The organism is Caldimonas mangrovi, from assembly GCF_023721835.1.
GTDB classification, from domain to species: Bacteria; Pseudomonadota; Gammaproteobacteria; order Burkholderiales; family Burkholderiaceae_C; genus Caldimonas; species Caldimonas mangrovi.
Window position 1 is genome coordinate 24,845 of the sequence record NZ_JAMKFE010000013.1, and the last position, 13,358, is coordinate 38,202.

Annotated in this window: 11 protein-coding genes; 4 read left to right on the forward strand and 7 right to left on the reverse strand. The window is 69.2% G+C overall.

Features of this window, described 5'->3' with window-relative positions:
• Positions 1-19 precede the first annotated feature (19 nt).
• Positions 20-1,813 carry a sigma-54-dependent Fis family transcriptional regulator gene (locus tag M8A51_RS18910; RefSeq protein WP_251780087.1) on the reverse strand — a complete coding sequence of 598 codons (1,794 nt, stop codon included), beginning with the start codon at positions 1,811-1,813 and terminating at the stop codon, positions 20-22.
• A 266-nt stretch (positions 1,814-2,079) separates the two neighbouring features.
• On the opposite strand from M8A51_RS18910, the gene M8A51_RS18915 reads away from it, so the two are divergent.
• Genes M8A51_RS18915 through M8A51_RS18925 form a run of 3 tightly spaced genes read left to right on the forward strand, consistent with a single transcriptional unit; the run spans position 2,080 to position 5,526 of the window.
• Positions 2,080-3,558: a benzaldehyde dehydrogenase gene (locus tag M8A51_RS18915; RefSeq protein WP_251780088.1), complete on the forward strand. Its 1,479-nt coding sequence runs from the start codon at positions 2,080-2,082 to the stop codon at positions 3,556-3,558.
• 18 nt (positions 3,559-3,576) lie between these two features.
• Positions 3,577-4,344, forward strand: coding sequence for a coniferyl-alcohol dehydrogenase (locus M8A51_RS18920; RefSeq protein ID WP_251780089.1), 768 nt, complete (start codon positions 3,577-3,579; stop codon positions 4,342-4,344).
• Between the two features lie 39 nt (positions 4,345-4,383).
• Positions 4,384-5,526 (forward strand): ABC transporter substrate-binding protein, encoded by a 1,143-nt coding sequence (locus M8A51_RS18925; protein ID WP_251780090.1) that lies wholly within the window; start codon positions 4,384-4,386, stop codon positions 5,524-5,526.
• A gap of 5 nt (positions 5,527-5,531) precedes the next feature.
• Here the strand turns inward: M8A51_RS18925 and M8A51_RS18930 are convergent, their stop codons facing one another.
• From M8A51_RS18930 to M8A51_RS18940, 3 genes are read right to left on the reverse strand one after another with little or no spacing between them, the layout of a single operon-like run.
• The gene (locus tag M8A51_RS18930; protein ID WP_251780091.1) at positions 5,532-6,350 is read right to left on the reverse strand and encodes a helix-turn-helix domain-containing protein; all 819 of its coding nucleotides are present in this window, start codon (positions 6,348-6,350) and stop codon (positions 5,532-5,534) included.
• 1 nt (position 6,351) lies between these two features.
• Positions 6,352-6,990 carry a glutathione S-transferase family protein gene (locus tag M8A51_RS18935; protein WP_251780092.1) on the reverse strand — a complete coding sequence of 213 codons (639 nt, stop codon included), beginning with the start codon at positions 6,988-6,990 and terminating at the stop codon, positions 6,352-6,354.
• A gap of 18 nt (positions 6,991-7,008) precedes the next feature.
• Positions 7,009-7,890: an EamA family transporter gene (locus tag M8A51_RS18940; protein ID WP_251780093.1), complete on the reverse strand. Its 882-nt coding sequence runs from the start codon at positions 7,888-7,890 to the stop codon at positions 7,009-7,011.
• A gap of 116 nt (positions 7,891-8,006) precedes the next feature.
• On the opposite strand from M8A51_RS18940, the gene M8A51_RS18945 reads away from it, so the two are divergent.
• Entirely contained in the window at positions 8,007-9,269 is a 1,263-nt protein-coding gene (locus M8A51_RS18945; protein ID WP_251780094.1) for a glycerophosphodiester phosphodiesterase family protein, read from the forward strand.
• A 15-nt stretch (positions 9,270-9,284) separates the two neighbouring features.
• On the opposite strand, the gene M8A51_RS18950 is transcribed toward M8A51_RS18945, so the two are convergent.
• From M8A51_RS18950 to M8A51_RS18960, 3 genes are read right to left on the reverse strand one after another with little or no spacing between them, the layout of a single operon-like run.
• Positions 9,285-11,525 carry an ATPase, T2SS/T4P/T4SS family gene (locus M8A51_RS18950; RefSeq protein WP_251780095.1) on the reverse strand — a complete coding sequence of 747 codons (2,241 nt, stop codon included), beginning with the start codon at positions 11,523-11,525 and terminating at the stop codon, positions 9,285-9,287.
• Entirely contained in the window at positions 11,522-12,670 is a 1,149-nt protein-coding gene (locus M8A51_RS18955; protein WP_251780096.1) for a sensor histidine kinase, read from the reverse strand. Before M8A51_RS18955 ends, M8A51_RS18950 begins: the two co-directional genes overlap by 4 nt.
• Positions 12,667-13,320 (reverse strand): GTP-binding protein, encoded by a 654-nt coding sequence (locus M8A51_RS18960; protein WP_251780097.1) that lies wholly within the window; start codon positions 13,318-13,320, stop codon positions 12,667-12,669. Before M8A51_RS18960 ends, M8A51_RS18955 begins: the two co-directional genes overlap by 4 nt.
• Positions 13,321-13,358 lie beyond the last annotated feature (38 nt).

Below are 13,358 nucleotides of genomic sequence, written 5' to 3' on the forward strand. Positions count from 1 at the left end.
TTGTATGAATCGGAAGGCCTCAGCCGCTCCGGGGTGCCTGCGCGTTGCGCCGCCGGTAGGCGAGTTGCGCCCGTGTGAGGCCCAGCAGGCGCGCAGCGGCCGACAGGTTGCCGCCGGCACGCTCGACGGCCTCGGCCATCAACTGCTGCTCGATCGCGTCCAGCGACAGGCCGGCCTCGCCGGTGGCCCGCAGGCGCTCGAACAGGCTGCCGGGTTCGGCCTGCTCGTCGATGCGCTCGGCGCTGCCGGACAGTGCACCTCCCGTGCCCAGCGCCAGCAGCGCGCCCTCGCGCATCTGCTCGCGGCGCAACATGTGGGGCAGGTCGATCACACCGCCTTCGTCGGCGCTGATGACGCCGCGCTCCACCATGTTCTGCAACTCGCGGATGTTGCCTGGGAAGCCGTAGCCGAGCAGCGCCTTCACGGCGCGCGGCGTGTAGCCCAGCAGCCGGCGTCCATGCAGCCGGCCGTAGTGGTGCAGGAAGTGGCTCATCAGCAGCGGGATGTCCTCGCGCCTCTCGCGCAGCGGCGGCAGGTGGATGGGGAACACCTCGAGCCGGAAGAACAGGTCCTCGCGGAAGCGCCCGGCCTTCACCTCGGCCTGCAGGTCGACGTTGGTGGCCGCCACCACCCGCACGTCGACCTGGACGGTGCGCGAGCCGCCGACCCGCTCGATCTCGCCTTGCTGCAGTGCGCGCAGCAGCTTGCCCTGGCCGACCAGGCTCAGCGTGCCGATCTCGTCGAGGAACAAGGTGCCGCCGTCGGCCCGCTCGAAGCGCCCGGGGCGCGACGCGGACGCGCCGGTGTAGGCGCCGCGCTCGACGCCGAACAGCTCGGCCTCGATCAGGTTCTCGGGGATGGCCGCGCAGTTGATCGCGACGAAGGGCCGCTCCTTGCGCGGACTGATGCGGTGCAGCATCGACGCGAACATCTCCTTGCCGACGCCGGACTCGCCGGTGAACAGCACGGTGGCCCGCGTGGGGGCCACACGCGACAACAGGTGGCAGGCCGACTTGAACGCCGACGACACGCCGACCATTTCTTGCGCGTCGGCGCCGGCGAGTACGCTGCCGCCGAGCACCGCCGGCGGTGCCTGGCTGCCGTGCGATTGCGTGCTCAGAAAGTCACGTGCGTTCAGGTAGCGCAGGTCCTCGCTGACATCGCCCCAGGCTTCGGCCACCTTGCCGATCACGCGGCACACGTCGCTGCCCGTCGAACGGCACTCGACCTCGCGGAACACCACCAGCCGGCCCATCAGCCCGGTGACATAGCCCATGGCATAGCCCAGCTGCATCCAGCAGGCCGGCTCGGTGCCCAGTCCGTAGGCGGCGATGTGCTCGTCGTCCTCGGTGGAGTGCTGCCACAGGAACTCGCCGTGATAGTGGCCGCGCTCGGGGTCGATCTCGAACTCGACCGGCTCGACCTTGACCACGCCTTCCAGAGCGTGCAGCCGCGTGCCGGCCATGAACACCGGCACCAGGTCGCTGTCGGGCCAGCGTTCGCGCACCAGTCGCGCGTCGCGCGCACCCGATTCGTAGCCGGTGCGCGTCAGCAGACCGCGCGCCTGTTCCAGCCCCAGCGTGTCGATCAGCTCGCGGCGCAGCGTGCCGAGCGACGCGGTGTGCATCAGCACCATGCGCTGGTCGTTCAGCCAGATGCGCCCGTCGCCGGGCGAGAAGAACAGGCATTCGGTCAGGTCGGCCAGTTGCGGATGCTCTTGTCCTTCGAGCGGCGAGGGCTCGCCGCGCCGCATCAACGCGCCGGTGGCCCGGGACACATCGGCAAGGGAAACGCGCTGGGTGGGAGGACTCATGGGTACCGGGCGGTGGATCGATGCACTGCAGCAGTGTTCGGTGAGTTGATCATTTGAGCAAGCCGGCTCGCGGGTAAACACTGACCGCAGAGCGCGCATGCGACCCGCACGGAGCCTGCGGGTAAGTCCCGATCTCCCCTATGACGCAGCACCGTGTCCGACCCGGGGATGTGCTCGTTGCACCGGCCCGCGGCCCGCGGGTTGCGTAGCTCAGCGCGTCGGCCACCGTCTGGCCGGAATGCTGAACCTTCCAGGAGACACCCACGATGGGCACACCCGAGACCCTTCCCCTGATAGACCCCGGCCTCTGGCAGGGGCGCGTGTTCGACGGCGGCCAGTGGCGCGCGCCGCGCGGCGGCCTGCGCGATGTGGTCGAACCGGCCACCGGCAAGACCTTGGGCCAGACCGGCGTGGCGAATGCCGAGGACATGGGCGATGCGATCGGCCGTGCCCATGCAGCGCAGGCGGCCTGGGCCGCCACCGGCGCGCGCGAGCGTGCCGCGGTGCTGCTGAAGGCCGCCCGGTGGCTGCAGGAAAGCTTCGACGAGCTGGCGCTCGTGATCGCCCGCGAGACGGGGGGCATCGTGCCCAAGGGCCAGCACGAGGTGAAGGAGGCCGCGGTCATCTGCAACATCGCGGCCGGTCTGCCGATGCGGTCGCAGGGCGAGGTGCTGCCGAGCGTGCCGGGGCAGTTGTCGGTTGCGCGGCGCGTGCCGCATGGCGTGGTCGGCGTGATCTCGCCGTTCAACTTTCCGCTGATCCTCGGCATCCGCTCGGTGGCGCCGGCGCTCGCGCTCGGCAATGCGGTGGTGCTCAAGCCCGACACGCGCACGCCGATCAGCGGCGGCGTCATCATGGCCGAGGTGTTCCGCCGCGCCGGCCTGCCGGACGGCGTGCTGCAGGTGCTGCCCGGCGATGCCGAGGCGGGCGAGGCGCTGGTGACCGACGAGCGCGTGCCGATGATCGCCTTCACGGGTTCGCCCGCCGTCGGCCGGCGCATCGGCGAACTGGCCGGCCGCCACCTGAAGAAGGTGTCGCTGGAGTTGGGCGGCGCGAACAACCTGATCGTGCTGGAGGACGCCGACCCCGACCGGGCCGCCAGCGCGGCGGCCTTCGGCGCGTGGTTTCACCAGGGCCAGATCTGCATGGCGTCCAACCGCATTTTGGTGCACGAGTCGATCGCCGAGGCCCTGCGTCAACGGCTGGTCGCGAAGGCGCAGCACCTGCCGGTCGGTGACGGTGCCAGTGGGCAGGTCGCGCTCGGCCCGCTGATCGACCTGAAGCAGCTGCAGCGTTTCGACGCCGTCGTGAAGGACAGCATCGCCGCCGGCGCGACGCTCGATGCCGGTGGCCGCCACGAAGGGCTTTGCTACCGGCCGACCGTCTTGAGCGGCGTGCGCCCCGGCATGCGCGCGTTCGACGAAGAGCCGTTCGGCCCGGTCGCCAGCCTGGTGACCTTCCGCAGCGACGACGAGGCGGTGGCCTTGGCCAACCGCGGCGCGGGCGGGCTGGCCGCCGCGGTGATCAGCCCGTCGATCGGCCGCGCCATGGCGATCGGCCGTCAACTGAACGCCGGCATGGTCCACATCAACGACCAGACCGTCAACGACGAGTGCACCAATCCGTTCGGCGGGCCCGGCATCGGCGGCAACGGCAGCGCCGTCGGCGGGCCGGCGGACGTCGACGAGTACACGCGCTGGCAGTGGATCACGGTGAAGGACACGCTGCCCGCCTTCCCCTTTTGAACGGCATTGGAGACGCACATGACCCTCACTCACAAGACCGTCGTCGTGACCGGCTGCTGCTCAGGCATCGGGTCGGATTTCGCCAAGCTCGCACGTCTGCAGGGTGCGCGGGTGATCGGCATCGACCGCAACGAGCCGACACTGTCGCTCGACGGCTTCGTGAAGGCCGACCTGGGCGACCCGCAGGCGATCGATGCCGCGGTGGCGGCCTTGCCCGCGCACGTCGACGCGCTCGCCAACATCGCCGGCGTGCCGGGCACGGCGCCGGCGGACCTGGTGGCCCGGGTCAACTACCTCGGCCTGCGGCACCTGACGCAGCGCGTGCTCGACCGCATGCCGGCAGGCGGCGCCATCGTCAACGTGTCGTCCATCCTGGGTGCTGAATGGCCGCAGCGGCTCGAACTGCATCGCGCGTTGGCGCAGACCGGCGGCTTCGAGGCAGGCGCGCACTGGCTGCGCGATCACCCGGTGGCGCAGCCAACCTGCTACCAGTACTTCAAGGAGGCGCTGATCGTCTGGACATCTACGCAGTCGCAACGTGTCTTCCTGGAGCGCGGCGTGCGCATGAATTGCGTGGCGCCCGGGCCGGTGTTCACGCCCATCCTTGGTGACTTTGTCTCGATGCTCGGCCAGGAGCGGGTCGAGAAGGACGCACACCGCATGAAGCGCCCGGCCTACAGCGATGAAGTCGCGCCCGTGATCGCTTTCCTGTGCAGCGATGCGTCCCGCTGGGTCAGCGGCGTCAACCTGCCGGTCGATGGCGGGCTCGCATCCACCTACGTGTGATGCCGTCAGGCACGCAACAAGAACGAAACGGAGACCACCATGAAACACCGCATCCGCGCTGCTGCACTGGCACTGGCGCTGCTCTCGGCCGGCGCCGTGCGTGCCGAGCTGAACATCGGCGTGAGCCTGTCGCTGACCGGCCCCCTGTCCTCGCTCGGCCTGCCGCTGAAGGCGTCGCTGGCGCAATGGCCCGACACCATCGCCGGCGAGAAGGTCCGGCTGACGGTGCTCGACGATGCGTCGGACACCACCGGCGCCGTCAAGAATGCACGCCGCTTCGTGACCGAGCAGGTCGACGTGATTCTCGGCTCGTCGGGCGTGCCCGGCGTGCTGGCGATCGCGCCGGTGGCAACGGAAGGGCGCACGGTGCAATTGGCGTTCGCGCCGGCACCGCGGCCCGGCGGGCCGGGCGACTGGACCTTCGTGCTGCCGCAGCCGGTGTCGCTGATGTCCGACGCGGTGGCGCGCCGCATGGCCGACGACGGCGTGCGACGGGTCGCCTTTCTCGGCTGGAACGAAGGCTATGGCGAAATGTGGCTGCAGGCCTTCGGTGCCTCGGCCAGGAAGGCGGGTCTCGAGATCGTGGCCACCGAACGCTTCGCGCCGATCGACACTGCCATCACGGCGCAGGCCTTGAAGGTGGCGGGTGTGCGGCCGGACGCGGTGCTGATCGTCGGCGCAGGCTCGGCCGCCGCGATGCCGCAGATCAACCTGCGCGAGCGGGGCTATCGCGGCCCGATCTACCAGACGCACGGTGCCGGCTCACCCGACCTGGTGCGGGTGGGCGGCAGGCACATGGAGGGCACGGTGCTGCCGGCCGGGCCGGTGCTGGTGGCCGAGCAACTCCACGCCGCCAACCCGGTGAAGGCGGTGGCACTGGAGTACGTGTCGGCCTACGAGAAGGCGCACGGCCCCAACACCCGCACACAGTTCGGTGCGCATGCGCACGATGCGCTGAAGGTGCTGCAGCGGGTGGTACCCGTGGCGCTGAAGCAGGCGCGGCCGGGCACGCCGGCGTTTCGCCAGGCACTGCGCGACGCGCTCGAGTCGGAGAAAGAGATCGTGATCTCGCATGGCGTGCTGAACTACACGCCGACCGATCATCTCGGCTTCGACGAGCGCGGCGTGGTGATGCTGCGCATCGACGGCGGGCGCTTCCGCGTGTTGCCGCCGAGACAATGAGCGGCTCATGCCAGCCGCGCGTGGTTCGCGTGCTCGGTGCGCAACGCCCGGTACTGGGTGGGCGTGAGCCCCGAGAAGGCGCGGAAATCGTGGTTGAAGTGGGCCTGGTCGTGGTAGCCGCAGGCCAGCGCCAGTTCGGCGCCGTCGAAGCCGGCATCGGCATGCAGGCGTTGCAGCGCCGCCTGGAAGCGGCACACCCGGCTGTAGCGCTTGGGCGGTTGGCCGACCTGCGCGGTGAAGAGCTCGGTGAAGCGGCGCGCACTGAGGCCGGCGCGCTCGACCACCGCCGAGACGCTGGGCCCGCTCGTGTCGGCGCGCCACTGGGTCAGCGCCATTGCGACGGCGGGATGCAGCCGCGGGTCGCACCGACGCGCATCGGACTGCAATCGCGACAGCAGCGCGCGCTCGAGCACGGCGAAGCGCGCGGCGTCGCCGCGGGCCTCGTGCAGCCGTTCGCGCAGCTCGCAGGCCAGGCCGCCCCACAACAGGTCGAGCGGGGCGTCCGTGTCTGCCAGCTCGCCCAGCGGCAGCGTGAAGAAGGGCGCGGCCCCCCCAGCGCGAAAGGCGACACCGGCCAGCACCATGCGTGCCTCGAAGTCGACCACGCAGACCTGCGCATGGGCCCCGACGGCCACCATGCCGCCGGCCACCGAATCGCACGGCCCGCCGGGGCTCACGTCGACGATGAGTTGCAGCTTGCCGCTGGGCAGGACGCGCTCGCTCCAGCGTGCGCCGGGCGCTTCCCGGCCATCTCCTTCGTACAGCCACAGCCCCTCGACCCAACGGTCGAGCGGGGCACGGGCCCGGCGCGCAGAAAAACGCATGTCAGAAGAACGTCTCGCGGATGCCCTGCTGCTCGTACATGCGCTGCACCGCCGGACGCTCCAGCATGCGTTGCAAAAAGGCGCCCAGGTGCGGCAGGCTGCGGGCCGGCCGCGGGAAGAAGCGGGTCCAGCGGCACAGCGTCAGCACATAGGGGTCGAGCAGCGTGTAGGCGGTACCAAGGAGCCAGGGGTGGCCCGGCCGTGCGAACTCGGTGTCGAGCTGGTCGAGCAGCGTGCCGATCTTCTGCTCGGCGCAGACCTTCACCTCGGCCACCGCGCCGGGCGTCTCGGCCCACCGTTCGGGGTACCAGTACACCATCAGCGCCGGCTGCAGCGTGTCGGCCAGCCACATCAGCCACTTGTAGGCATGCGCGCGCTCCGGCGTGCCCAGCGCCGGCAGCAGCCCGCCCTCGGGATGCGTGTCGGCCAGGTGCAGGCAGATGGCCGCGGTTTCGTACAGCACCAGGTCGCCGTCCACCAGCACCGGGATCAGCCCGTTGGGATTGAGCTTCAGATAGTCGGGCGACTTGTGCGCGTTCTGCTGCCGGTCCACCAGCGTCAGGCGGTAAGGCACGCCCAGTTCTTCCAGCAGGATGTGCGGCACCATCGCGGCCGTGCTCGGGTAGTAATACAGCTCCATCGTCGGTTCCAGGGTGGGTCAGCTCAGGGCGGTACGTGCCGCCGACATGCGGGCTGCGAGCACGTTGAGTGCCAGCCCGGCGATCACCAGCGCGGCGGCGGCGAGCTTCCAGCCGGGCAGCGGCTCGCTCAGCCACCACGCGGCCGCGCCCATGCCGAACACCGGCACCAGCAACGCACTGGGTGCCACGGTAGCGGTAGGGTGCCGCGAAAGCAACCAGTTCCAGGCGGCATACGCGAACAAGGTGTTGCCGACCGCCTGCCAGACCACCGCGCTCCAGGCGCTCCAGCTGGCGCCGGTGAGCGCCGTGCCGATCAGCTGCGACCCTTCGAAGACCAGGCTGAGCGCCAGCAGCGGCGGCACCGAAAACAGGCTGGACCACACCATGAAGGCCAGCACGTCGACCCGCCCGGCCGACTGCGCGACCAGGTTGGCGCAGGCCCAGCAGAACGCAGCCGCCAGCACCAATGCCAGGCCGAGCAGGGTGGTCGTGCCGTCGCTGAGCAGGGCGATCACGCCCATGCCGGCCACAGCCAGTGCGAGCGCCAGCCACTGCACCCTTGTCAGGCGCTCGCCCTTCAGTGCGATCGACAGCCCGATCGTGAAGAACACCTGGGTCTGGACCACCAGCGACGCCATGCCGGGCGAGATCGACGTGCGCATCGCCAGGAACAACAGGCCGAACTGGCCCGCACCGAGCACCACGCCGAAGGTGGCCAGCGTGCGCCAGCGCACCGGCGGCCGGCGGATGAACAGCAGGAACGGAAACGCCGACAGCGCAAAACGCAGCGCTGCGAACAGGAAGGGCGGCAGCTCGGCCAGGCCGAGCTTGATGACGACGAAGTTGGTGCCCCAGACGAAAACGACGGCGAGGGCGAGCAGGAGGTGCGAAGCCGGCATGGCATGGAGTGTCTAACATGTAATCAATTACCGCTCGTCACCGTGCTGCCATGGAGGCTGGCTACCGTGAGATCAGGGCCCGCGTCGTGGCCCGTCAACCTACAGCGGAGTACTTCATGCGTCGAACCCTCCTTCTTGCCGTGCTGGCCTGCGCAGCCGCCGTGCCGGCCCTGGCGACCCCGTTCCACGACCACCACGACCGCCATGGCGGCAAGGACGTGGACGTGCAGCTCGGCCCGCGCCCGTTTTTCCTGGTCAACGACATGGCCGACGGCCCGCTCAAGCGGCACCTGCAGGCATGTGCGCAGCGGCCCCGCTACCGCAGCAGCGACTTCTCCATCGGCCACCGCGGTGCGCCGATGCAGTTTCCCGAGCACACGAAGGAATCCTACGAGGCGGCCGCGCGCATGGGCGCCGGCGTCGTCGAGTGCGACGTCACCTTCACCCGAGACAAGCAGTTGGTCTGCCGCCACGCGCAGAACGACCTGCACACCACCACCAACATCCTGGCCACGCCGCTGGCCGCCAAGTGCACCCGCCCGTTCACGCCGGCCACCTTCGATGCGGCGGGCAACCTGGTGACGCCGGCCAGCGCCGAATGCCGCACCAGCGACATCACGCTGGCCGAGTTCAAGACCCTGCGCGGCAAGATGGACGACTCCAACCCGCGCGCCCGCACGGCCGACGAATACATGAAGAGCACGACCTCGTGGCGCACCGACGTGTATTCCGGCCCCAGCAGCGGCACGCTGCTGACGCACAAGGAAAGCATCGAGCTGTTCAAGCGCCTGGGCGTCAAGATGACGCCCGAGCTGAAGTCGCCCAGCGTCGCGATGCCCTTCGACGGCTTCACGCAGGAAGCGTATGCGCAGAAGATGATCGACGAGTACAAGCAGGCCGGCGTGCACCCGAAGCAGGTGTTCCCGCAGTCGTTCGACCAGGCCGATGTGCTGTACTGGGTGCGCAACGAGCCGGCCTACGGCCGCCAGGCGGTGTACCTGGACGACGCCAACACCGTCGCCGACCTGCCGGGCTACGGCGAGCTGGCGGCCTACAAGGCGCAAGGCATCAACATCGTCGCGCCGCCGCTGTTCGCGCTGCTCACGCACGACGGCAACGGCCACATCGTGCCGTCGCAGTACGCCAGGAACGCCAAGGCCGCCCGGCTCGACATCATCACCTGGACGCTGGAGCGCTCGGGCCTGCTCGCCGACGGCGACAACGGCTTCTACTACCAGACCTTCGACCCTGCCGTTACCCGCGAGGGCGACGTGATGCGCGTGCTCGACGTGCTGGCGCGCCAGATCGGCGTGCTCGGCGTGTTTTCCGACTGGCCGGCGACGACGTCCTTCTACGCCAACTGCATGGGCCTGAAGTGAGCCGCAGGTGCCGGCTCAGACCGGCACCTGCGGTCCCAGCACGCGCAGCAGTTCGTCCGGTGTCGTTTGGCCGGCGTGCACCTTTTCGCGCCCGTCGTCCAGCAGGCCGAGCATGCCCCGTTCACGCGCCAGCGCCGACAAGCGCTTGACGCTGGCACCTTCGAAAATCGCATCGCGCAGGTCCTCGTCGAGCAGCAGCACTTCGTGCAGGCCCACGCGGCCGGCGTAGCCGTGCGAGCAGCGGCGGCAACCGCGGCCGCGGTAGGTCTTGAGCCCGGGCTCGGTGAACAGCGGCCCCAGCTGCGCGAGCACCAGGTGCGAGACCGGCGCTTCCTCGCGGCAATGCGGGCAGATGCGACGAACCAGCCGCTGCGCCACGATCGCCTCGAGCGCCGAAGCCAGCAGGAAGGGCTTGATGCCGAGGTCGAGCAAGCGCGCGACCGTCGCGATGGCCGAGTTGGTGTGCAGCGTCGACAGCACGAGGTGTCCGGTCATCGCGGCATGCAGTGCCACCTCCGCGGTCTCGCCGTCGCGGATCTCGCCGAGCAGGATCACATCCGGGTCCTGCCGCAGGATCGCGCGCAGCACGGCGGCGAAGTTCAGCCCCAGCCGCTCGCGCACGGGCACCTGACCGGCCATATCGACGAAGGCTTCGACCGGATCTTCGACGGTGATGTAGTTCTTCTCCGGCGTGGCCTCGTGCTGCAGCAGCGCGTACAGCGTGGTCGTCTTGCCGCTGCCGGTCGGCCCGGTCGCCAGGATCAGCCCCTGGGGCTTGGCGATCGCGTGCAGCAGGCGCTTGCGGTTGGCATCCGACAGCCCGAGCACATCGACCGACTGCGGGGCGCCCTCGCGGTCGAGCACGCGCATGACGATCTTCTCGCCGTTGAGCGTCGGCAGCGTCGAAATGCGCAGGTCGGCGGTTCGCAGCGACGAGCGCACGGTGATGCGGCCGTCCTGCGGACGACGACGCTCGGCGATGTCGAGCTCGGCCATGACCTTGATGCGCGAGACGACCGAAGGGTGCAGGTTCAGCGGAACCTGGATCTTGTCGGCCAGCACACCGTCGATGCGGTAGCGGATGATGACGTACTTCGAGCGCGGCTGGATGTGGATGTCGCTGGCACCGAGCCGCAAGCCCTCGAGCAGGATCGCGTTGACGAGCCGGATCGCAGGCGGCTCCGACGAACCGGACAACAGGCGTTCGATCGATTCCTCGTGCGCTTCGTCGTCGAGCACGATTTCGATGCCTTCGTACGGATCGTCATCGCCGACGGTGGCGACGAGGTCGCGAAAGTCGTGCTGCACGGTGCCGAACACGCGCTGCAGCGCGGCCTCCATCGCAGCCGGCATGGCGACCACCGGCTCGATGGTGCAGCCGGTACTGAACTTCAGCTCCTCGATCAGGCCGAGGTCCATCGGGTCGGTCATCGCCAGCGTGATGCGTTTGCCGTTCAGGCGCACCGGCAGCACCCATTGGCGCTGGCACACGGTGGCGGGCACCAGAGACAGCGCGTCGGCCGGTGGCTGCACTTCGGTCAGATCGATCGGCTCGAACAGCAGTTCCTTGGTCAGGATCTGATGGATCTGAGCCTCCGGCACCCACTGCTTGTCGTGCAACTGGCGCATCACGGGCGTCTTGCGCAGCTCGAACTCGGCATGGATCTGCTGCAATTGGCGGCTGTTGAGCTGCCCCTTCTTGTGCAACATGATCGCGAGCTGGCTGCGGTTCGACGTCATCAACCGGTTCAGCGCCTCGATGTCGCGCCCCTGCTCGCGCGTCTGTGCTTCGAGCTGGCGATTGCGCTGGATCAGCTCGTACTGCTCCAGCGCCAGCCCGATGGTCAGCCGCAGGTCGTCGTCGTTCCACGGCTTGAGGATGAAACGGTAGACCGCTCCTTCGCTGATGGCGCCCATCACGGCGTCCGTCTCGCCGTGCGCCGTCAGCATCAGCCGCAATATGTCCGGATAACGCTTGCGAACCTCGCGCAGCAAGTCGGCACCATTGGTACCCGGCATGCGGAAGTCCGTCATCACGAGATGGAAGCGGCCTTGCTCCAGCTTCTGCAGCGCTTCGCGCGCCGACTGCGCGACCTCGATGGCATAGTTGCGGCCGCGGAAGATGCGCTGCAGCGACGACAGCACATTCGGCTCGTCGTCGACGAACAGCAGGCGATACGATGCGCCGGGCGGTTGCGACGCAGGCGCCGGCGGGGCGGGAGCGGTGCCGCCGAAGAGCGCGTCGTAGCGGCTCACGTCGGCACTCCTGCAGCTTCCACGCCAGCGGCCGGCAGACGCAGCTCGACCTCGGTGCCGGCGTCCGGTCCCGGGCGCAGCAGCAAACGGCCGCCGTGCAGCCGCGCGGTTTCTGCGGCCAGACTGAGGCCGAGGCCCACGCCCTGGCCTACGTCCCGCGTCGAGAAGAACGGGTCGCAGGCACGGGCGCGGGTCTCTTCACTCATGCCGCAGCCGTTGTCGCACACACGCAGGCTCAGCTCGTTCCCGTCGAGCGTGCAATGCAGTTCGATGCGTCCGTTATCGCCGACCGCCTGGCTGGCGTTGCGCATCAACTGGTGCAGCGCCTGGCTGATCCGGGCCGGTTCGCAGACCCAGTACAGCAGCTCGGGCCCGCAGTAGTGCAACGTCACCGTGCCGGGGATCTCGGTGCGGATCAGCGCAATGACCGCCTTGGCCAGCGCCGCCACGTCCGCCTCGCAGACGCTGGATCGGTCCACGTTCGAGAACTGGCGCAGATGGGCGACGATGGTCGCGATGCGACGAGCGCCCTCCAGTGCTTCGTCGAGCAGCGCGCCGAAGTCGTCGATCAGCTCGGTGCCGCTGGGGGCGGTCAGGGGACGGAGTTCGCCCAGATAGTCACGCGCCGTGCGCAGGTTCGACGAGAGGAAGCCGACCGGGTTGTTGATCTCGTGCGCCATGCCGGCGGCCAGCTGTGCGACCGACCGCAACTGCTCGGCCTGGAAGGCATACAGCTGGGCCCGCTGCAGCTCGGCCACCTGTTGCTGCACCCGCTCCTCCAGCTGTGCGGCAAGGCCTCGGTAGCGGGCTTCGGACGCGAGCACGCGTTCGTAGTCGGCCTGCGTGGCGGTGATGTGCAGCCGCGATGCCAGCCTGTAGCGGATGCGTTCGCGCACGTAGCGAGAAAATACCGCGCGCACGGGGTCGGCCAGGGGCTCGAGAGCGGCGCGCACGGCGAGCAGGGACTCGAGTTCGTGCTCGATGACCCAGTCGCCGGCCTCGGCCTGCTGGGGCGGAAGCAGTCGGACCGGCGCCCGGTGCAGCGCCGACAGCCAGTCTTGCCAGTCGGCGAGTTCGGCGTCGCCGAAGAGGTCGGCGAAGTCGATCTCGGCATCGAAGGACGCAATCGAAAGGTCGGTGGTCATGTCTCGAGTCCAAGAGAGCGAAGCAGCGCCTGCGACGTCAGCCCGTGCTGGCCGGCCAGACCGTGTTCGGCCTCCAGGCTGGGCAGCACCCGCAGCAGCAGCTCGCGGAACGTGGAGCCGACGCCGATGCCTTTCAGCGCGGTGGCGAGTGCCGGCATGCCCCACGGCGTCGGCCCCCAGCGCTGCGCCAGCTCTTCCTCCGGAACGATCTCGGGCAGGTCGCGCTTGTTGAACTGAAGCACGACCGGAAAGCGCTCGATGTCCCGGCCCAGTTTTGCCAGGTTGTCGGCGAGGTTGCCGAACGAGGCGGCGTTGTTCGCCGTCTGACGCAGTTGCGAGTCGGCCACGAAAACCACCCCGTGGCAATCGGCCAGGATCGCCTTGCGCGTGCTGTCGTGCTGTACCTGCCCGGGCACGGTGAACACCTTGAGCTTGACGAGCAGGCCGGAGGGGGCGCGCACGCCCAGCGGCAGCAGGTCGAAGAACAGGGTGCGATCATTGCGGGTATCGAGCGCGATCAGTTCCCCGCGCTGCGTGCTGCTGATCTCGTCGTGCAGGCGCTGCAGGTTGGTTGTCTTGCCGCTGAGCGCCGGTCCGTAGTAGACCAGCTTGATCACCAACTTCTCGTGGGCTGCGTCGGGTTGCGTCATGGCGTGGCGTGTCGCCGCGGGGCGTTCGCTTCGTGGGT